Source organism: Bacillus sp. PK6-026, from assembly GCF_054161455.1.
Genome location: NZ_CP096418.1, coordinates 3,564,054 through 3,584,786, shown reverse-complemented (window position 1 = coordinate 3,584,786; position 20,733 = coordinate 3,564,054). Strand labels below are relative to the sequence as shown.

Genomic DNA, 20,733 nt, shown 5'->3' with positions numbered 1-20,733 from the left:
AAGAAAACCCCCTTTATAAATGAGTGATTTGAATTTGTGAAGCTGTTTGATCGAGTTTGGACACATCTCCGAGGCCTTTCGAGAAAGCCGTCAAGGATCCGGCGGCAGAGGCGTGTCTGAGTGCTTCAGGAACAGAACAGCCCAGCTCCTGTTTTCCGACGAACACGGCAAGCATGGCATCGCCGGCACACGCGGTATTGACAACTTTGCCTTTGGCGGCTGTCGCTTTTAAGGTTCTTTGGCGGTCCAAATAAAGGGCGCCGTCTTTGCCGCGTGAGATGAGAACCCTTTGAGCGCCGCGATTGAGGAGCTCCTTTCCGTAGTGGATGATTTCTTCTTCAGACAGCGCTTTCTTCCGGCTGAAAAAAGCGGCAAGCTCCTGTTCATTCGGTTTAATCAGGTAAGGATGGTATGAAAGACAATCTAACAGGACGGGAGAACTGATATCCAAGATCAATTTCAGTTTGTTTTCGGCGGCAATCTCGGAAAGCGAAAGGTACATGTCATCTGGGACTCCTCTCGGAAGACTGCCTGAAACAAATAAAAAGCGGCCGGACGGAATTTGACGGATTTTGTTGATCAGCTCCTGTTTTCGGCCTTCAGATATGAGCGGACCTTTGTTTACGATTTTGAATTCCCGGGTGGCATTAATAAAAATATTAATCCGTGAGATGCCTTCGACTTCGACAAAGTCTGTGACGATTTTTTCATTCAGCAGTTCATTTTCAATAAAACGCCCGGTAAATCCGCCTGTAAATCCAAGCGCGGTATTGTTAAGGCCGAGGCGCTTGAGCATAAAAGAAATATTGACACCTTTTCCGTTTGGCTGATAATCTTCATCTTTAGTGCGGTTGACGACATCGGGAAGCAGCTCGTCGGTTTCAACGAATAAGTCGACCGCGGTATTCATCGTGCATGTATAGATCATGCTGTATCCCCCCTTTATCTGTGGCTTCACAGACATTATGTCACAGATAAAAGGGGGGATGTTTACAGGTTGTGTAAAGGTTTTCAGCTATGAGCGGTGCGGATGACGTATGAGTCCAGCATGATGCGGGAGAGGACTTGCAGAGGGAGGCGCGAGCGGACTTCATAATCGGGAAAAAATGATTGTTCACCTTTAAACCCGACTAGTACGATCTCTGATAATTTCGCAAGACGCGAATCGATCCTTGTTGTTAATGTAATGGTGGAAATGGCTTGCAATTTGAAATTTTGCGCGGCTTCAACAAGCTCCTCTGTCTCGCCGTTCAGGGAAACAAAAAGGCCGAGGTCTTTTTTTGCCAGTGTTTTTGACTTGCCTCTGATAATATTCGGGTCGCTGTGCATCTCGCAGTTTTTGCCGAGTAGCTGAAGCTTGATCGTCATCTCAGTCCCAATCATTTCAGACAATCCCCTTGCGAAAATGTAAACTTTTTCGGCATTGCTGATTTTTTGAATGGCATCTTCGATCAACCCGATATCAAGCATTTTAATCGTATCCAGAACTTCTCTTTCATTCTTGAGCACGGCCTGTTTAATTTGGCTGTCGATATCATCCATCAGCGGAGCGTGGCCGAGGTGGTGTTTTTCTTTTAATGCGTACTTAAAAGAAGTGTAGCCGTCATAACCGAGCTTTTTCATTAACCTGACAATCGTGGCTGTTGAAACATTTGCATCCTCGCTTAATTTTACAATCGATAAAGTGGCGATGACATCTAAGTGCTGATAAATGTACTCGAGCAAATGCCGTTCTGAATCGCTGAGCGACTGATATGTGTCAGAAGTCATTTGAAACACGCTGTCTTTCATATTAAAACCCCCTTTTATAGTCATATTGTATCAGTTTAGCAAGGGGGGAGGAGAAAAAATAAACGTTTCCGACATAAAAATATCCGGCCCGAGAGCCGGATATTTCAAGTTAAGAAGCGATTTTTCTGCATGCTTCCGCACATGCAAAGCAGCTTTCAGCGCAAAGCTGGCAGTGGTCATGCTTGTGCAGGCTGCATTCATTGCCGCAAGCTTCGCAAACCTTTGCGCAAAGCTGGCAAATGTCTTCGGCATACGGGCTGTTGCGCGTCATGGCTTGAAGTGCGAATCCGCACATCTCCGCGCATTCCCGGTCAAGTCGGATGCATTCGGCCATCATCCCCGCGTCTTCTTCCATCAGACATTTGTCAAAGCAGTGATTGCATGCTTCAAGGCATTCCCGGCAGGCTTTGATGCATTCCTCGTATACAGATTTCACGAAATACACTCCTTTTTTCTGCGTTTTCCCTTCGTTGTACCCTGCTTTAAAATCGGGAAAACATGCGAAAAAAACTGCTGTACATCCTGTACAGCAGTTTTTGGTTATTCGGCGAGACCTTGATGGATCCGGTCAAGGTTTTCTTTCATCATCTTATAATAGGAATCTCCCGCTTCACCAGGCTTTCCGATCGAATCGGTGAAGACTTTTGCTTTAATCGGCACGCCTGTTTCCGCTGACAGGCTTTCCATGCTCCGCGGGTCAACGCTTGTCTCCACGAATAAGGCCGGAACTTCCTTTTTCTTCACCGTGTCGACGATTTTTTTCATCTGACCGGGAGTTCCTTCATTTTCGGTATTGATTTCCCAAATATACTGCGCGTCGACGCCGTAGGCCGAAGCGAAATATTTAAAAGCTCCTTCGCTCGTCACAAGGACGCGGCGCTCTTTCGGTATATCTTTAAAGCGGTTCACCGCTTCATTATGAAGCTTTTGCAGCTTGCCGATATAGGCTTCAGCGTTTTTCTCGTAATCTTCTTTATGGTCGGGATCGTTTTTGATCAGCGCATCTCTCGCGTTTTTGGCATATTGAATCCCGTTTTCTATATCGAGCCATGCATGGGGATCTTCTTCCGTTTCTTTACCTTTGGCAGTGAGATGCTTTGGCTTGACCCCTTTGCTCAGCTTGTAGACAGGGGCGTCATCGCCGTCTTTTTCAGCTGTTTCCAGCAGCTTGTTAAACCAGCCGTTTCCTGTCTCCAAATTCAGGCCGTTGTAAAAGATGACATCGGCGTCCGTCGTTTTTTGCACGTCTTTTGGCAGCGGGTCGTATTCGTGCGGGTCTGTTCCAACAGGTACAATGCTGTATAAATCGATGTGATCTCCTCCGACTTGTTTGACGATGTCATAGAGAATGGAGTAGGTGGTGACGACCTTCAGCTTTCCGTTTTCTTCACTGCTGCTTTTCGATGAGCAGCCGGCGGCGAGAACAAGAATCAATGCCGCCGCAATGGCTAATGTTTGCTTCCATTTCATGTTTTGTGTTCCCCCTTTATATTGTGGATTATTGAAGTGCTGCCCGCTTTCTTCTTGATTTCAAAGCTCTCCAAAGCACGCCTTGTTTCGGTGAAAATGTAAAGGAAAGTCCGAACAAAATCGTAGCCACGAGCACGATCGCCGCTCCTGAGGAGAGGTTGTACGTATAGCTTAATCCAAGACCGACGACCGCTGACAAAGCGCCGAGGAAAGCGGACAAATAGATCATCACCCACAGCCGGTCCGTTAATAAATAAGCGGTTGCGGCAGGCGTGATCAGCATCGCGACGACGAGGATAATGCCGACGGTCTGAAGCGATGCGACCGTGACCATCGTTAAAAGCGTCATTAAAAAGTAGTGAATCAGCCGGTTCGGCAAGCCGTAGACGGCCGCCATCGTCGGGTCGAAAGAGGTGATGAGCAGCTCTTTGTAAAACAAAAAGACGGCGGTAAGAATCATGACTCCGATGACGAGCGTGATCCACATGTCGGATGAACGAACGGCCAGCACATTTCCGAATAAGATGTGGTACAGATCGCTTGAGCTTTTGACAAGCGTGATCAAAATGATCCCGACGGCGAAAAAGGCTGTGAAGACGATACCGATGGCCGAATCGTTTTTAATTCGGCTGTTTTGGCTGACATAGCCGATTCCGAGAGCCGTCAGGATACCCGTAAAGACGGCGCCGAAGAAAAAATTGACGCCGAGCATATAAGAGATGGCGACGCCGGGAAGGACCGCGTGTGAAATCGCATCTCCCATCAGCGCCATTCCCCTGAGAATGATAAAGCAGCCGATGACGCCGCAAATGATGCCCACCATAATCGATGTGAACAGCGATTTTTGCAGAAACGAATATTCCATCAAACCATGGATAAATTCCATCACATCGCACCCCTTTTCGATTGCAGGAACGGAAGCTGAGATTCGTAGGCTTTCATCATCACGTCGGGATTGAGGATGTCGGAGACCGGGCCTTTTTGAATCAGCTCTTTGTTCAGCAAAATTAATTCATTGAAATAGCTGTCCGCTTTGCTCAAGTCGTGATGGACGACAAGAACGGTTTTTCCTTCATCACGAAGTTCCTTTAAGATGCTGACGATCATTTCTTCACTCGTCACATCAATTCCGACGAACGGTTCGTCAAGACAGAACAGCTCTGCTTTTTGGGCGAGCGCCCGGGCGAGAAAAACGCGCTGCTGCTGCCCGCCTGACAGTTCACCGATCTGGCGCTTGGCGTATGCTTCCATCCCGACTTTTTCAAGACAGTGATATGCCCATTCTTTATCGCGTTTTTTCGGACGTCTGAAAAGGCCGAGTTCAGGATACGTGCCGAGGATGACGGTGTCGAGCACATTGATCGGGAACGTCCAATCCATATCATTCCGCTGCGGAACATAGGCGATTTGCTTGCGTACATGTTTGAGCGGTTTTCCGAGCAGACGGACGTCGCCTTTATCTTTTGGAATCAATTGGAGCATGGCTTTTAACAGTGTTGATTTTCCTGCGCCGTTCGGTCCGATAACGCCCGCCATCATTCCTTGATCAAGCGAGAAATTGATATTGCGAAGCGCTTCTGCGCCGTGATAAGAAACATATAAATCTTTTACAGTAATCGCGGGTTTCATAGGTTCATTAACCCCTTTCTATGTCTATATGAAAGTTAACCTGAATACAATATTTTTGTTTCGGTAATATTTTATTGCCTTATGACATTTTTTTTACCTAATGCAACTTTTGATTGAATTCTAATATATCATTCCTAAGTTGTAAAGCACTAAAATTGCTGAAAAACGGTAAAAGCCATGCAGATCAAGCTGCATGGCTTTAAAAAAATTTCTTCTGTGCCGGTTTATCGTTCAAATTGAAACGTATCGATTGCGACTTTCCCTTTGAAGACAAAGTAGATGCGATGGGTGCCTGCCGATTTTCGGACGGAAGCTTTTATCGTTTTCCAGTTATGCAATCCGGATGTGTCAGGCACTTTTAACGAGCCGATTTGCTTTCCTTTTTGAGGATGATCGAGGAAGATGCCGATTTCGCCGCCGCCTCTGCTTGCAACCTTTGCTTTTATCCTTTTTTCGCCTTTGAAGCGGACATCATGGAAGGCGATCCACGCGTTTGCTGTACTGCTTTTTACCGCATCGCCGTCGTATTTGGATTCTTCGGTGATGAGCACGCCTTTGTAGTCGTCGTAGTTTTCAGCGTTTGTCTGCCGCCGCAAGTTCCGTTCTCGAATCGTTTCACCTTGGACGAAAATCCGCTTTGTATTGCGGATGTCCGCCGCCGAGCTCCCGACCGATATTTTGTATGCGCCTCTTTCAACGGCAAACGTTTCGCTCGTTACATCCCAGAAGGCAAGGTCTGCCTGTTTCAGCTTGAATGTCACGGTTTTCGTTTCTTTCGGTGCCAGCTCAACGCGCTGAAAGTTTTTCAAGTCCAGATTGGGCTGTTTAACCCGCGTGTTAAACAGAGGAGAAGTATAGAGCTGAACGACCTCATCTCCTTTTCTTCCGCCTGTGTTGGTGACGTTGACGCGGATCGTGACGGAGCCGTCTTTTTTGATGCTGTCAGAGGAAACGCTTAAACCGCTGTAGTGGAACGCTGTATAGGATAACCCGTGGCCGAACGGATACAGCGGCTTGCCTTCGAAATATTTATAGGTTCTTTTCCCTTTGATGATATCGTAATTCATCATATCCGGCAGTTCTTTGACTGACGTGTGCCAAGTTTGCGTCAGCCGTCCGCCCGGATTTTCATCTCCAAAGAGAATGTCCGCCAATGCGCTTCCCGCCTCCTGGCCTCCGTGTGCGGAGTATATGATCGCAGGAATGTGCGCTTTAGCCCAGTTGAGAGCGAACGGATAGCTGCTCGTTACGACAAGCACCGTATTGGGATTGGCTTTAGAAACAGCTTTCAGCAGATTTTCCTGGACCGGAGGTAGTGTAATGTCTTTCCGGTCTTCGGTTTCCCGGCCGTTGATGTAAGGATTATTGCCGACAAACACGACGGCTTTGTCCGCGGTTTTTGCCAGTCGAACCGCTTCCTCCGTACTGCTCTTGATGATCGCCTTTGAAAACTTTTCCGCTGCTGTCGCCGGCTTTTCGGCAGCGGCTGTTAATGTCCCGTCTTTTCCGGCGGTGAGATATTTGCCGTTTGCCGTATTTTTGATGGCGAATGTCCCGTCAGGCTGCTGTTCAAACTGGAAAGTTTCTTTGACGGTCCAGCCGTTCGGCTGTTTCTGATCAGCGATCAGTTTGCCGTCATCCTGAAGCGAGACATAGAGACCGTTCGCTTGGGCGCGGAGGGTGAAAATGCTTTCTCCCCAATCCGCCGCATCGAATGCCGCGCTTTTCTCAAGCTTGTCAGCCGATGCTGTGAGCGGTTGTTTGCCGTCCCGGCCTGCGGTTACAAACTTTCCTGTCAGGGCGGATTTGAACCCGCTTTGTTCCAGCCCTTCGGCAAAGGAGACGCGGTCTTTGCCGATTTTGTCCGCGATTCCGTCAAGTGGGGTTTTCCGATACGGCATCGTTCCGCTGTACCAATCTTCGTAAAGCGCATTTCCGAACGGTCCGATAACTGCGATGTTTTCATTTTTCCGGGTATTGAAGGGCAGCAGATTCCGGTCATTTCTCAGTAAAACAATGGCTTTTTCAGCCGCTTTTTTCGCAAGCTGCCGGTGCTTTGGACTGTTGATGACGCCATCTGTCAGGCGGCTGTACGGATTGAGTTCGTCCGGATCGAACTCGCCTGTTCGAAAACGGATGCTGAATGTGTTGGCCAAGGCTTGATCGAGGTCTTTCTCAGACATAAGGCCATTCTTTAAGGCGCCGGTTAAGGCGGTTTTCGTCAGCCCGGGATTTTCTCCCTGATCTGTAAAGTTGTCAATGCCGGCTTTTACGGCGTGGGCATGCGCTTTTTCGTGGCTGTCATAATACTTGTGGTCAGTGACGATTCCTGAAGGATCAAAGGCGTCGCTGACGATGAAGAAATCGTCTCCGGCCCATTTTCCTTTGACTGTGCTGTTGAGCAGCGGGCTCAAAATGGCCGGTTTATCGTTGACAGAATTGTAGGCTGGCATCAGGCTGTACGCGGCTTTTGCGGAAATTGCCGTTTTGAAGGGCTTCAAATAATACTCGTTCATGTTCCTGGGATCAATGCTTGAGGAGCTGAATCCCCGGTCTGTTTCGTTGTTATAGGCAAGAAAATGTTTTAAGGTAGGAACTGTTTTCAAATAGAAGGGGTGCTCGCCCCTTAAACCGGAGGCATAGGCGGTTGCTATTTCCCCTGTTAAAAAAGGGTCTTCGGAATAGCCTTCTTCATTTCTACCCCACCTTGGATCCCGCAGCAGATCAACGACCGGCGCCCAGACATTGACTCCGTTTGCCGCGGGATCAAGGTGGTGGAAGCCGCGGACTTCATCGCCGACCGCTGAGCCGATTTGTTTGATTAAAGAGCGGTCCCATGTGTGTGCGAGCCCGACAGCCTGCGGGAAAACGGTCGCTTCCCCGAGCCAGGCAACGCCGTGAAGCGCTTCTGTGCCTGTTTTAAAAGCGGGAATGCCCAGCCGGGGAATGGCAGGCTGATATTGATGCATCAGCGACACTTTTTCCTCAAGGGTCAGTCGAGAAAGCAAGTCGCTGACCCTTTTTTGAACAGGGAGACTTGGATCTTGAAAGGGATATTCATATTCATCAGCCTGGGTTTTAGCGGCCGCGGGCGGCGGATTGACAGCGGCGGCGGAAAGGATCGTGCACATTGCCGCCAACATGATGGTGCGGACCGTTTTCAGCATCCTGATCACTCCTTTTAGAAAAAAATGAAGACATCCCGGTCCTTTTCTTTTGGCTGAATTGCTGTTCCCTCCTGAAGCGCTTCCGCTGCGCCGTTTATGACAGAAGTGACAGACAGATCGCGGATGAGCAGCTTCCATTTCTTTTGGACGCCTGTTGTTTTCACGGTAATCGTATTTTCATGCCGTGAAGCTCTGACTGTCATTGCTTCGCACTTTTCATTGTAAATCGTCTGTTCGGCTGTGCAGCCGTCTTTTAATTGGTAAAGGCAGAACGTCACACCGTCGAGATAATCATAATCAGGTCGCCCGGATTCCTGCCCGAGCGGCAGCAGCGTATTTTCCCTGACGAACAGGGGAAGCCCCATATACCCGTACTGTTCTTCTTTCCATTCTCCGCCTTCCGTCTCTTTTCCCGTCAAAAGGTGTGTCCAGGTGCCTTTTGGCAAATAATAACGGACAACACCGTCTTCCTGAAAAACGGGAGCGACGAGGAGTCTTCCGCCGAGCATGTACTGTCTGTCAAGCCAGTGGCAAGTGTTGTCCCCGGGAAATTCGAGGAGCATCGCCCGCATCATCGGAATGCCTTCAGCGTGCGCTTCATGCGCGGCGGCGTACAAATAAGGCATCAGCCTGTGCTTCAGTTTGACAAAATACCGCATCACATCGGCCGCTTCTTCGTCAAACAGCCACGGAACGCGATATGATTCGCTCCCGTGCAGGCGGCTGTGCGTCGACAAGAGGCCGAATGCGGTCCAGCGCTTATACAAATCGGCTGTTGCCGTGCTTTCAAATCCGCCGATATCGTGGCTCCAGAAGCCGAAGCCTGAAAGGGAAAGCGACAGGCCGCCGCGAAGGCTTTCAGCCATTGAATCATAGCTGGCAAAACAATCCCCGCCCCAGTGTACGGGAAATTGCTGGCCTCCGGCCGTCGCCGACCTTGCAAACACGACCGCTTCCCGTTCGCCGCGCTTTTGCTTCAACAGGTCAAATACGGTTTTGTTGTATAAAAAAGAATAATAATTGTGCATTCTGTCGGGGTCTGATCCGTCAAAGTAAACCGCGTCTCTCGGAATCCGTTCTCCGAAATCGGTCTTGAAACAGTCGACGCCCATGTCGAGCAGGCTTTCAAGTTTTGAACAATACCAGTCACGCGCTTTTCGATTGGTGAAGTCGACGATTGCCATGCCGGCCTGCCACCGGTCCCACTGCCACACATCCCCCCGGCTGTTTTTTAAAAAGTAGCCGTTTTCTTTTCCTTCCTGAAAAAGCTTCGATTTTTGGGCGATGTAAGGGTTGATCCAGACGCATATTTTCAACCCCTTATCTTTCAGGCGGCTGAGCATAGCTTCAGGCTGCTTAAAATATCGTTCATCCCATTCGAAATTGCACCATTCAAATTCTTTCATCCAGAAGCAGTCAAAATGAAACACGCTGAGCGGGATGCCGCGTTCGGTCATCCCGTCGATGAAACGGGTCACGGTTTCCTCAGAATAGTCGGTTGTAAACGATGTGGACAGCCAGAGGCCGAAAGACCAGGCCGGGGGAAGCGCCGGTTTTCCCGTTAACGACGCATAGCGTTTCAAAACATCCTTCGGTTCAGCACCGCTGATGATAAAATAGTCAAGCGTTTCCCCTTCGACCGAAAACTGCGCTTTGGATACGACTTCAGAACCGATTTCATACGAAACGAGCTCGGGATGATTGACAAAAACACCGTACCCTTTGTTTGACAAATAGAACGGCACATTTTTATACGCCTGCTCCGTGCTTGTGCCGCCGTCCTGATTCCAGATGTCTACGGTTTGGCCGTTTTTCACGAATGCCGTAAAACGCTCGCCGAGACCGTAGATCAATTCGCCGACGCCGATGTTGAGCTGTTCCCTCATAAAGGTGCGCCCGTCATTGCTCGTGATATAGGCGAGGCTATTCGATTCGCTTGCGGTCAGGCTCTGTCCATCACGTGAAAATTGGTAGCGCCAACCGCTTTTGCTCACCTCAACGCACAGGCTGCCGCTTTGGAAGGTCAGCGCATCATCTTGTTCGGAGATAACCGGCTCAACGTCTGTCATATCCAGCTGAAACTCGGGCTTGCGAGGCGTTTCCCCTTGAAAATGGGACACTTGCACACGGATCACGTCTTCAAGAGGACTCGAAAATCTGACGGTGAGCATGCGGGTGTTCAGCGTGTCCCCGCGCTTTTGAACCGCTTTGACAGGCCCGTATACAGTCAATGATTGCTGATCAATCATTCGGTCGTAGGCTTCTTTTGGCGTGTTGATGTGATATCCTTCGCGCGTCAGCCAGTAGCCGTCTGAAAATTTCATGATCGAAAACACCCTTTCTTTTTACTTGATGGAACCGCTGATCAGACCTTTAACAAGCTGCTTTTGAAGCAGTATAAAAATGATGATGACAGGCAAAACCGATAAAACGGCAAATGCCATCAGATCATTCCACTGGATTCCGTATTGGCTGATCACATTGTAAATGCCGGCCGTCAGCGGCCACAGCTCCTGATTTCGGTTGAATGTCATGCTGTAAATCAAATCTCCCCATGCGAAAAAGAAGGAAACCGCTCCGCTGACGGCAATCCCGGGTACGCTGATAGGCAAAATAATGCGGATGAATGCGGTAAAACGGCTGCAGCCGTCGATTTTGGCCGCATCCTCAAGGTCCTTGGGAATCCCGAGAAAAAAAGTTCTGAGCATTAATACCGAAAAAGGAACGCCGAGCGTTGCTCCCGTCAAAATCGGTCCGATATACGTGTTTAATATGTTCAGCTGATTAAAGGCGATAAACAGCGGAGTCAAAACAACGGTGGCAGGCAGCATTTGCGTGATGAGAAACAGTAAAATGAACATTTTTTTGCCCTTGATCCGAAAGCGCGCCAAGCCGTAGGCGGAAGGAACGGCCAATATGAGAACGATGGCGGCAGCCGCCCCGGAAATCAGCAGGCTGTTCAAAAAGTATCCGGCGATGCCTGAAGTGAACACAGCTTCGAAGCCGGCCGTCCGGAATGTCTCGGGCCACAATAAAGGTGGTGTTTTAAACAATTCTGCCTCGCTTTTGAAAGCTGTGGCGATCATCCAATAAACGGGGAATAAAAAGCCGGCCGTAACGAGGACGCCAATAATGTTAAAGAGCCATTCCTTTTGCTTCGTTTTCATGACATCACCTCATCTTTTTTGATCAGCCGCAAATAGACAAGACTGACCAAAAGAAGAATGAAAAACAGGACATTGGCGCTTGCTGCGCCCATGCTGAATTGAAATTCGTCAAAGGAGTAGCGGTAGCTGACGGTTGACAGGACTTCAGTGGCGTGCACGGGGCCGCCTCCAGTCATCACAAACACAAGGTCGAACACTTTGAACGTATAAATGAAGCCGAGCATCATGACGACGGTGATCACCGGCCGCAATAAGGGTAGGGTCAGATGAATGAATTTCTGAAAAGCATTGGCGCCGTCAAGGCTTGCGCTTTCATAGACGTCTTCCGGAAGGGAGCTGAGACCGGCGGATATGAGCAGCATATTAAAGGGAATGCCGACCCAGATGTTGGCGATAATAACGGACCAGATGGCAATCTTCGGATCTGACAGCCAGGGGATTGGATTGTCGATCATTCCCCATGATAGGAGCAGCTGATTGAACACGCCTTCATTTGAAGCCATCATAAACTTGAATAAAAGCGCCGTAACCGTCAGCGGAATGAGCCAGCTCACCATCATCAATCCCCTGAGAAACGGGGCAAGCCGAAATTTCATGCTGAAAAACAAAGCGAGCAAAAAGCCGATTGCAAACTGAAAAACGACGCTTCCAGCCGTGTAGAGCAGCGTGTTTTTTAAAGATGCCCAAAATACTTTATCCTGCGCAAGCCGCTGATAATTGTCGATTCCTATAAAGCTGATATCCTTTGATGCTATATTTGCAAGCGACACGTTTTGAAAGCTGAGAATTATGTTGTAGATGAGAGGATAACCGATAAGGGTAAGCATAAAAAGAACGGCCGGGAACAAATAGAAGCACCCTTCCCATTTACGAATGATGGCTTTGATCATGTCAAAACTCCTTCGTGCGCTTAAAGCTAGTTTAAGGCGTTGATTTTTTGTGCGGCCTCATCCAGCGCTTCTTTCGGCGTTTTGCTTTCGCTCAATGCTTCCTGCAGGGCCGTCTGTAAAGCTTCCGAAATTTTCGGCCAGTTTTTCGAAGGGCCGCGGGCTGATGCAATCTCCATGATTGGAATGAAGGCTTTTAAATTGTCATCTGTTTTCCAATGACTTGATGATTCGAGCAAATCCTTACGCGGCGGGAATACACCTGTTTCCGCTGTCAGCGTTTCGAGCCGCTCCGGATCGATCAGCCAAGTGATGAAATCCCAGGCGCCGTCGGTGTTTTTTCCTTTAACGACTGCCATATTTTCCCCGCCAAGGGCGGAAGCGAATGTTTGATCCTTCGGGATGAAGGTAATCCCGTAATGTAAGTGACCGGCTTCTCTCAGCCGTTCAATATTCCAGGAGCCGTTGATCATCATAGCGAGCTGACCTGCTGCAAACTGTCTGGCCAGATCATCCTGGGTGGCGTTTAACACTTCCTTGCTCATTGCGCCTTCTTTGACCAGATCCGTTAAAAACTGCAGGGAAGAGGCTGCTTCTTTTGAATGCAGCTGTTTTAAATCTGCTCCGGAAGACAAAAGGAACGGATAAAATTGAAAAGCACTTTCCTCTGATTTGACGGCTGACAGGGCAAATCCTTTCGTTTGGCCTTTGCTCGTTTTTTTTGCTGCTTTTTTCAGCTCGCTCCACGTTTCAGGCGGCTTGGAAATCCCTGCATCCTTCAAGAGGTCTTTGTTGTAAAACAAAGCAAGCGCATTGCTTGCGAAAGGGATGCCGTAGTACTTCTCTTCATATACGGCTGATGAGAGCGGCCCCTCATAATACCGGTCAGCCTGCCCCCATTGCTCGACTTTCTCTGTCAAATCTTCGAGCACGCCCATGGCGGCGAATGAGGCATTGTCGACATTGTCAAGGAAAACGGCGTCAGGCATGGCATTGCCGGCTGCTCCGACAGACAGCTGCTTTTTCACTTCATTAAAAGGAATGTACTCTGTTACGACTTTGTACCGATCCTGAGACCGATTGTACTGGTCGACAAGTTCATGATAAAGTTCCTGCTGTCTGCCGGTGAAATAATCCCAGACTTTGATTTCTTCCGCATGCTTTGCGCCGGCGTTGGTGCCACTTTTGCAGCCTGCGGAAAAAACGAGAAGAAGGGCGAGGCAGATGATCATCAGACACGATTTTTTCAAAAACGCTCACTCCTTATGAAAAAAAGCTTGTTAGTTTAATAGCTAAACTAAGTATATTTGGGCATCGCTTCTAATATGCCAGCAGAGTTTCGCAGGCGCGAAAGCAGGGTAAAACGCGGAAACAGTCCGGTGCGTATGATAACAAAGATCGATTGACACATTTTTCGGATGAAGCATATAATAAGGGTAAATAATATATGCGTATATGCTCATATATAAAATAAAGCCCGGCGCTGAAAAAGAAAGGTGAGAGAGATGGAAAAGGTGAAGCAGGAATACATGTTAAACGGTCTCGACTGCGGCAATTGCGCACAAAAAATTGAGCATGAGATAGCCGGTATGAAAGGGATTGAAGCGTGTTCAGTCAATTTTGCAACAAGCACGCTGACTGTCAAAGTCGACCAAAACAGCGGCGAAGACATTTCTTCAAAAATAAAGAAAAAAGTAACCGAGATCGAACCGCACGTCAACGTGATGTTGAAGGAAGGGACAAAACAGGCTCCATCCGAAGGTGATGGCCGGTTTAAAAAAACGATCGCAAGACTGGCTGCAGGCACCGTTCTCGGCGCGGCAGGCTTTCTGCTTCCCGGCGGTACCGCAGCTGAGTGGATTCTCTTTTTCCTTGCTTACCTCATCATCGGCGGTGATGTCGTATTAAGAGCCGTCAAAAACATCTTTCGCGGCCGGGTTTTTGATGAGCACTTTTTAATGACGATCGCCACTCTGGGTGCATTTATCATTCAGCAGTATCCCGAGGGCGTGGCGGTAATGCTGTTCTATCAAGTAGGCGAGCTGTTCCAGGGAGCCGCGGTCAGCCGCTCCAGGAAATCGATCAGCGATTTGATGGACATCCGTCCCGATTATGCCAATCTTCAAACGGAAGGCGGTACGGTCAAAGTATCTCCCGATGAGGTTAAAGCGGGTGATATCATCATCGTCAAGCCAGGAGAGAAAGTCCCGCTTGACGGCAAAGTGCGAGCGGGCAAATCGCTTGTCGATACGTCCGCATTAACCGGGGAATCCGTTCCACGAGAAGCCGCACCCGGCGAAGAGGTGCTGAGCGGATTTGTCAACAAAAACGGAGTGCTTGAAGTGAAAGTGGACAAAGAATACAGTGAATCAACCGTTTCAAAGATTCTTGACCTCGTCCAGAATGCCAGCAGCAGAAAAGCGAAAACAGAAAACTTTATCACCAAATTCGCCAAGTACTACACGCCTTTTGTTGTCATAGTCGCGCTTCTTCTCGCTTTTGTCCCGCCGCTGATCATTTCCGGAGCCGCGCTGTCGGATTGGGTGTACCGGGCCCTCGTCTTTTTGGTCATTTCTTGTCCGTGCGCACTTGTCGTTTCCATTCCGCTCGGCTTTTTCGGCGGTATTGGGGCGGCGTCAAAAGCAGGTATACTCGTAAAAGGCGGCAATTATTTAGAAGCGCTCAATGATGTCAAATACGCCGTTTTTGACAAAACAGGCACATTAACAAAAGGCGAATTTGCCGTTGTTAAGCTGTCGCCGGCAGGCCGTGTCAAAGAAGAGGAACTGCTTGAATATGCGGCGCTTGCCGAACATTTCTCAGGCCACCCGATCGCCGAGTCGATCCGTGAAGCATACGGGAAGGAAGTCCAAGCGGATCGCATCAAAGATTACAGCGAGACGGCCGGCTTCGGCGTCAGAGCGGTTGTAGACGGAGCCGTCATTTTGGCTGGCAATGCCAAGCTCATGAAGAAATTCGGCATACAGTATCAAGAGGAAAGCGAAATCGGTACCGTTGTTTATGTAGCCGCCGGCGATATGTTTATCGGCTCGATTGTTATCGCAGACGAAATCAAAGAGGATGCCAAGCGTGCGATCTCTGCTTTGAAAAAAGCGGGGATTAAAAAAACGGTGATGCTGACGGGTGACGCGAAAGAAACCGGTGAGGCGGTCGGCGCGGAACTGTCCATTGATGAAGTGCATGCGGAGCTTCTTCCACAGCACAAGGTGGACCGCATTGAAGCATTTGACAAGCAAAAGCTTCCAAAAGAAAAGCTGCTTTTCGCAGGAGACGGCATCAACGATACGCCGGTCTTGGCGAGAGCGGATATCGGGGTTGCCATGGGAGGCCTTGGCTCTGATGCGGCAGTCGAAGCGGCTGATATTGTGATCATGACGGACCAGCCTTCAAAAATTGCGGAAGCCATCAGCATTGCCAAGCGGACGAGGGCGATTGTCTGGCAGAATATTATCTTTGCGCTCGGCGTTAAAAGTGTTTTTCTCATCTTGGGTGCTTTCGGCATCGCAACGATGTGGGAAGCCGTCTTTTCAGACGTCGGTGTTACCCTTTTAGCCGTTTTAAATGCGATGAGGGTTTTAAAAGTGAAAGAAATGTAACTTTTTTACCACCTAATGAACTGGAAATTCCTTTTTTAGCATCTTCACGAATGCGGCTTGTCTTGTTAAAATGAAAGAGGTTATCAAACTGGCATACTAAAAAATAAGAATAATGAGGTGTCTAAGTGAAGAAGAAACAGCAGTCACCGATGAAATTTGCAGTGATTATGACAGTCGTGGTCGTTTTTCTGATCGGCGGACTTGTCGTACTCAACAATCAAACCCAAAATGCTTCGCAAACCTTTGATGACAAGCCTTCAACTGAAGGACAGCCGCTTCTTGGCAACAAAGATGCGACTGTAACGATCACAGAATTCGGAGATTACAAATGCCCAAGCTGCAAACAGTGGACTGAGACCGTCTTTCCGGATTTGAAAAAGGATTACATCGATAAAGATCAAGTTAATTTTTCATATATTAACTTCGTCAATGAACAGCACGGCAGAGGCTCTGAATTGAGCGCCCTCGCTTCCGAGCAAGTATGGAAGGAAGATCCGGCTTCATTCTGGAAATTCCATGAAGCACTGTACAAAGCGCAGCCTGACAATGACACGATGGAAAACGAGTGGGCGACGCCGGCAAAATTGGCGGACATCACGAAAGCGAATACGAAAATCAAACGTGATAAGCTCATCAGCAGCTTAAATGACAAAACGTTCTCTGAGCAATTAAAAACGGACAATTCGCTCATCAGCAAATACAGTGTAGACTCGACGCCGACGATCTTTGTCAACGACGTAAAAATCGACAAACCGTTTGATTATGACAAAATCAAAGAAACGATCGCCAAAGAGCTGAAAGGCCAGTCTGATGAAAAATAAACTGCTTTTTCTGTACGGCGCCTGGATCGTCTCATTAACGGCGACACTAGGCAGCCTGTACTTCAGCGAAATCCGTAAATTCATTCCTTGCGAACTGTGCTGGTATCAGCGGATTATGATGTATCCGCTCGTGCTGATCCTTGGAATTGCGACATTTCAGGGCGATGCCCGCGTGAAAAAATACGTGCTGCCGATGGCGGTGATCGGCGCAGGCATTTCCCTGATGCATTACATGGAACAAAAAATTCCCGGATTCAACGGTATTAAACCGTGTGTCACAGGAGTGCCTTGCTCAGGGCAGTATATCAATTGGTTCGGTTTCATCACGATTCCGTTTCTCGCCCTTATCGCATTTATTTTGATTATCATTTTTATGTGCTTTCTCAAGGGGAAAGACGAGTAAAAAGAGCATTGTCTGACAATGCTCTTTTTTTTTACATGTTCAACAAAATGAATGCTATAATATTTGGAAATTATTAAATGGATAAGGATGATGAGGATGGAATTTAAGATTCGTAAAATGAAAAAGAAAGACATCCGACAAGTGCAGCAGATTGCCAAAACAAGCTGGAATCACACTTATGAAGGGATAATCCCTTTCGATATTCAAGAGAAATTCTTAGAGAAAGCGTACAATGATGAGATAATGCAGCAGCGTTTGGAACACTCGTTAATGCTCGTTTCAGAAGCGGACGGAAAAATCGTCGGCTTTGTTAACTACTCATTTGTAAGAGAAGGAGGAGAGGCCTATCTCGCTGCCATTTATTTAGCCCCGGAATACCAAGGAAAAGGCATCGGAACCGCATTATTGGAAGAGGGGCTAAAACATTTGGAGGGAGTAAAAAAGATCTTTGTAGAGGTTGAAACAGAAAACCGCACCGGAAAATACTTTTACAAGGCGAAGGGTTTTGAGGATGTCTCCGAATATGATGAAGACTTTGAAGGGCATATCCTTAAAACGGTTAAATTGGTGTTACATGTATAAGGCGGTTTTTTGAACAGATGAGAGGTTAAGATTTGTTGGCGGAAGGTTCCTTGCCAACAAAACTCACCTGCTCTTTCTTCGCCTTTTCACATTAAAATGAATACTCTCTATACATGTGCAGCATTGTGCATAACTTATCGGGTATATAAATGTTCAAGCTCTTCAAATTTTTGAATCAGGGCATACTCTATATTGTCATCTAAAGGCAGCGATTCAGAAGCATATGTACCAAGCCGGGAATGCTGCCCGACCATAATCGAATACAGCGCATGTTTGAACATGGGTATATCGTTTGCATCATTTCCGAATGCTATAAATTCGTCTTTTTTTATGCCTAACTTCTGAAGTCCGTGCCATTTATCGACTCCTTTTGGACTGATATCTAAGATTTCCTCATTTCCGTGGACGTGAACCACAACATCGATTTTGGCAAGCCGTTCTTCCGCTTCTTTCATATTCGTAGAAGTAAGCAGCAGGATTTTCACTATATTGCGAAGCTCAGCTATCTCAATGTTTTTGGCAAGTTTGTGCGGATCTAAATTGTTTAAAATCGGATGTGTGGCCGGTCCGGTATATGCATAATCCCAATCACTATCTATTAAATATGTCATCCGGTAATCCTCCAGCAATCGAACAATATCGGAGAAGGTTTGTTCATCAAAGCTCGCTGTGGAAATGATTTTACCATCTGCTGCAACCATAGAGCCATTGCCGCCAATCATTGAATAGTGGTGGAATCTCTCGTGTAAAACAGGGAGTAAGTCGCGGATTGGCCTTGCGGAGGCAAAGATGACTTTATGCCCTTGAGAAGCCAGCTGTTCTAACGGCTTAAGCAGCTTTTCAGAAACTGGACGCCCTTTAAAACAAATTGTTCCATCCAGATCAAATACAAAATTCATTTTATTTCCTCCTATATCCCTTAACGTTTTGTTACTCTTATCCTATCAGTTGATCTTATAATGGAAAGGACATATGTCCAAAAAGGGAGCTTTCATAATGAAAATTGTTCAAGATTCGAAGCTGCTTGAAGCAAAATTACACCACTATCATCTTGAAAAAATGTTTGGTCAACCAAATAAGATTCCATTTATATTGCAGCAATATGAGCCAGGCGAGATTATTCTATACGAAGGAATGGAAATCGATTCCCTCTTGTTTTTAGTTGAAGGAAAAGTGAAGGTATCATCAAGCGTTGAAACCGGAAAATCCCTCTTGTTAAGGTTCAGCTATCCTTTTTCAATTATCGGGGATATTGAGTTGATTCGCAGGGTTCCCGTTCAGTCGCAAATTGAAGCAGTCGGCCAATGTTTGCTGATTGGGCTGTCATTTGACTATTTAAGACGGTATGAAATGAATAATCCAAAGCTGTTGCATATGCTTTTAGATCATGTAAGCTATAAACTTCAAACTTGCACAACTGCTTCCCGGGTCAATCTATTAGCATCAGTAGAAAACCGGTTTGCAAGTTATCTCATGTCCACACTGTCACCTGAACATGAAAATAACTTCGGAATGGAGCTGAAAACGGCAAATTTTGAAGAAATCGCAAACCTGCTTGGCACGACACACCGCCATTTAAATCGCGTTATTCATTCCCTTTCTCAAAAAAAGGTGATCGAAAAAAAGGGGAATTCCATCCGGATACTAAACCGGAGTGTATTGCAAAAGATATCAAATGGCATTCGTTTTGAGTAAAAAGCCCCGTTATCTCAGGCAATCCGAGGAGGGATAACAAAGCGGAAGATTACATGGACAATGCGAACCGATCCTGGGAGATCTTTTAGTTGACTTGTTCATTTCGTGAATTGGACATAATAATACAATAAAACAGCCATAATGAATGCGATAGCGATGGTGATCAGTTTATGCCTTGTTTTTCGTAACATCTCATGTGCTCCTTTCGTCTATTCTTGTTCTTTTGCTTTCTCAATCACGGCTGTGATGAACGATTCTTTTCCTTTTGTGTACGAGGTGCGGTCATATGGAAAGCGCCGCGCCAAGGTTTTTTTCAATGTTTCATATTCTTGCCGCTCGGCGGAGTGCTTTCTTAAATAATTTCGGAATCTCAGCTGGTTTTTCCATTCTTCGCTTTGAAAAACATATACGTGCAGATGGTGTGTGCCCGCCCTCCACATTCCCTTTCGAAAAAAGCGCCTGGCAGGGAAGGCTTCGTGAAATACGTGCTCATAACCGAGCTGCTCAAGCGGTTCGATCCAGGCTGAAGCTTCGCTGAGACTGTTGACGCCGGTCATCAGATCGAGCACCGGTTTTGCCGCAAGACCGGGAACAGAGGTGCTGCCGATATGTTCGATAGCGAGAACTTTTTTTCCGAGGACATCCGTGAGCCGCTGTTTTTCAGCTGCAAATTCCTGAGCCCACCCGGCTTTCGCTTTTTCGATGATGATCTCCTGTTCCATGTTTCCACCCCTTTAAAAACGTCTTTTTATATTATAAGATATTTTGATTCAGAGAGGGTTGATTTAAAGGTTGGAGAAGTTATAAAATCAAAAAGATTGAAGTTTAGTATGGAGGACACCTTAGATGGCTTGGGAAGTGTTGAGCATCATCGGTACCGTCGCTTTTGCGATCAGCGGAGCGATCGTTGCAATGGAAGAAGAGTATGATATTTTAGGAGTTTATATATTGGGGATTGTGACGGCGTTCGGCGGAGGGGCGATCAGAAACCTGCTCATCGGAGTTCCGGTGTCCGCCTTGTGGGAGCAGGGGAGCCTGTTTCTAATCGCTCTTGTTTCGATCACGATCGTTTTTTTGTTTCCGAAGCTCCTGTTAAAGCACTGGAGCATCTGGGGGAGCTTTTCAGACGCGATCGGTCTTGCCGCATTTGCGATACAAGGAGCGCTTTATGCCGTTCACATGAACCATCCGGTCAGCGCGGTGATCGTTGCGGCGGTCTTAACAGGAAGCGGCGGCGGAATGATCCGGGATCTTTTGGCCGGAAGAAAGCCGCTCGTGCTGAAAACCGAGATCTACGCCGTTTGGGCCGCTTTGGGCGGATTCATTATCGGCATGGGCTGGGCGGAGAAGCCGCTCACGCTGTATATCCTGTTTGCTTTGCTGGTCGCATGCCGCGTATGTTCGTACATGTTTAACTGGAAGCTGCCGAATCGTTCGCTGCGGTCCCACAGCTGAATAGAAAAAAGCCGATTTTTCGTTGATTGAAAAATCGGCTTTTTATATT

Annotated in this window: 19 protein-coding genes; 6 read left to right on the top strand and 13 right to left on the bottom strand. The window is 47.5% G+C overall.

Annotation, left to right across the window (positions count from 1 at the left end; translation table 11 throughout):
* Positions 1-13 precede the first annotated feature (13 nt).
* From pfkB to M1D59_RS18250, 11 genes are all read right to left on the bottom strand, one after another.
* Positions 14-928 carry a 1-phosphofructokinase gene (pfkB, locus tag M1D59_RS18300; RefSeq protein ID WP_023856281.1) on the bottom strand — a complete coding sequence of 305 codons (915 nt, stop codon included), beginning with the start codon at positions 926-928 and terminating at the stop codon, positions 14-16.
* Between the two features lie 83 nt (positions 929-1,011).
* Positions 1,012-1,791 carry a MurR/RpiR family transcriptional regulator gene (locus M1D59_RS18295; protein WP_003185233.1) on the bottom strand — a complete coding sequence of 260 codons (780 nt, stop codon included), beginning with the start codon at positions 1,789-1,791 and terminating at the stop codon, positions 1,012-1,014.
* Positions 1,792-1,900: 109 nt separating this feature from the next.
* Positions 1,901-2,227, bottom strand: a complete 327-nt coding sequence (locus M1D59_RS18290; protein ID WP_020452949.1) for a four-helix bundle copper-binding protein — start codon at positions 2,225-2,227, stop codon at positions 1,901-1,903.
* A gap of 104 nt (positions 2,228-2,331) precedes the next feature.
* Positions 2,332-3,261 (bottom strand): metal ABC transporter substrate-binding protein, encoded by a 930-nt coding sequence (locus tag M1D59_RS18285; protein WP_020452948.1) that lies wholly within the window; start codon positions 3,259-3,261, stop codon positions 2,332-2,334.
* A gap of 28 nt (positions 3,262-3,289) precedes the next feature.
* Entirely contained in the window at positions 3,290-4,147 is an 858-nt protein-coding gene (locus M1D59_RS18280) for a metal ABC transporter permease (RefSeq protein ID WP_020452947.1), read from the bottom strand.
* A complete protein-coding gene (locus M1D59_RS18275) occupies positions 4,147-4,890 on the bottom strand; it encodes a metal ABC transporter ATP-binding protein (protein ID WP_075212680.1) in 744 nt (247 codons plus the stop codon). Before M1D59_RS18275 ends, M1D59_RS18280 begins: the two co-directional genes overlap by 1 nt.
* Positions 4,891-5,114: 224 nt before the next feature.
* Positions 5,115-8,057 carry a glycoside hydrolase family 3 C-terminal domain-containing protein gene (locus tag M1D59_RS18270; protein WP_458117575.1) on the bottom strand — a complete coding sequence of 981 codons (2,943 nt, stop codon included), beginning with the start codon at positions 8,055-8,057 and terminating at the stop codon, positions 5,115-5,117.
* 14 nt (positions 8,058-8,071) lie between these two features.
* Complete coding sequence (yicI, locus tag M1D59_RS18265; RefSeq protein WP_458117574.1) at positions 8,072-10,381, bottom strand: alpha-xylosidase; 2,310 nt, start codon at positions 10,379-10,381, stop codon at positions 8,072-8,074.
* A gap of 21 nt (positions 10,382-10,402) precedes the next feature.
* Positions 10,403-11,224: a carbohydrate ABC transporter permease gene (locus tag M1D59_RS18260; protein ID WP_023856275.1), complete on the bottom strand. Its 822-nt coding sequence runs from the start codon at positions 11,222-11,224 to the stop codon at positions 10,403-10,405.
* Complete coding sequence (locus M1D59_RS18255) at positions 11,221-12,114, bottom strand: carbohydrate ABC transporter permease (protein WP_020452942.1); 894 nt, start codon at positions 12,112-12,114, stop codon at positions 11,221-11,223. The genes M1D59_RS18260 and M1D59_RS18255 overlap by 4 nt, the downstream gene beginning before the upstream one ends.
* A gap of 26 nt (positions 12,115-12,140) precedes the next feature.
* Positions 12,141-13,361: an ABC transporter substrate-binding protein gene (locus M1D59_RS18250; RefSeq protein ID WP_020452941.1), complete on the bottom strand. Its 1,221-nt coding sequence runs from the start codon at positions 13,359-13,361 to the stop codon at positions 12,141-12,143.
* Between the two features lie 255 nt (positions 13,362-13,616).
* Between M1D59_RS18250 and M1D59_RS18245 the strand changes: the two genes are divergently transcribed.
* The 4 genes from M1D59_RS18245 to M1D59_RS18230 all read left to right on the top strand — a co-directional run bounded on the left by M1D59_RS18245 (position 13,617) and on the right by M1D59_RS18230 (position 17,534).
* Positions 13,617-15,728 carry a heavy metal translocating P-type ATPase gene (locus tag M1D59_RS18245; protein WP_105981224.1) on the top strand — a complete coding sequence of 704 codons (2,112 nt, stop codon included), beginning with the start codon at positions 13,617-13,619 and terminating at the stop codon, positions 15,726-15,728.
* A 125-nt stretch (positions 15,729-15,853) separates the two neighbouring features.
* The gene (locus M1D59_RS18240; RefSeq protein ID WP_458117573.1) at positions 15,854-16,549 is read left to right on the top strand and encodes a thioredoxin domain-containing protein; all 696 of its coding nucleotides are present in this window, start codon (positions 15,854-15,856) and stop codon (positions 16,547-16,549) included.
* Positions 16,539-16,952 carry a disulfide oxidoreductase gene (locus M1D59_RS18235; RefSeq protein WP_003185211.1) on the top strand — a complete coding sequence of 138 codons (414 nt, stop codon included), beginning with the start codon at positions 16,539-16,541 and terminating at the stop codon, positions 16,950-16,952. The genes M1D59_RS18240 and M1D59_RS18235 overlap by 11 nt, the downstream gene beginning before the upstream one ends.
* A 96-nt stretch (positions 16,953-17,048) precedes the next feature.
* Complete coding sequence (locus tag M1D59_RS18230) at positions 17,049-17,534, top strand: N-acetyltransferase family protein (protein ID WP_458118056.1); 486 nt, start codon at positions 17,049-17,051, stop codon at positions 17,532-17,534.
* 134 nt (positions 17,535-17,668) lie between these two features.
* Here M1D59_RS18230 and M1D59_RS18225 read toward each other — a convergent pair whose 3' ends face one another.
* Entirely contained in the window at positions 17,669-18,433 is a 765-nt protein-coding gene (locus tag M1D59_RS18225; RefSeq protein WP_458117572.1) for an HAD-IIB family hydrolase, read from the bottom strand.
* 97 nt (positions 18,434-18,530) lie between these two features.
* On the opposite strand from M1D59_RS18225, the gene M1D59_RS18220 reads away from it, so the two are divergent.
* Entirely contained in the window at positions 18,531-19,229 is a 699-nt protein-coding gene (locus M1D59_RS18220; RefSeq protein WP_458117571.1) for a Crp/Fnr family transcriptional regulator, read from the top strand.
* A 209-nt stretch (positions 19,230-19,438) separates the two neighbouring features.
* Here the strand turns inward: M1D59_RS18220 and M1D59_RS18215 are convergent, their stop codons facing one another.
* Positions 19,439-19,951, bottom strand: coding sequence for a GrpB family protein (locus M1D59_RS18215; protein ID WP_458117570.1), 513 nt, complete (start codon positions 19,949-19,951; stop codon positions 19,439-19,441).
* Between the two features lie 124 nt (positions 19,952-20,075).
* Here M1D59_RS18215 and M1D59_RS18210 point away from each other — a divergent pair, with 124 nt between their 5' ends.
* Complete coding sequence (locus tag M1D59_RS18210) at positions 20,076-20,684, top strand: trimeric intracellular cation channel family protein (protein WP_003185205.1); 609 nt, start codon at positions 20,076-20,078, stop codon at positions 20,682-20,684.
* Positions 20,685-20,733: the final 49 nt, after the last annotated feature.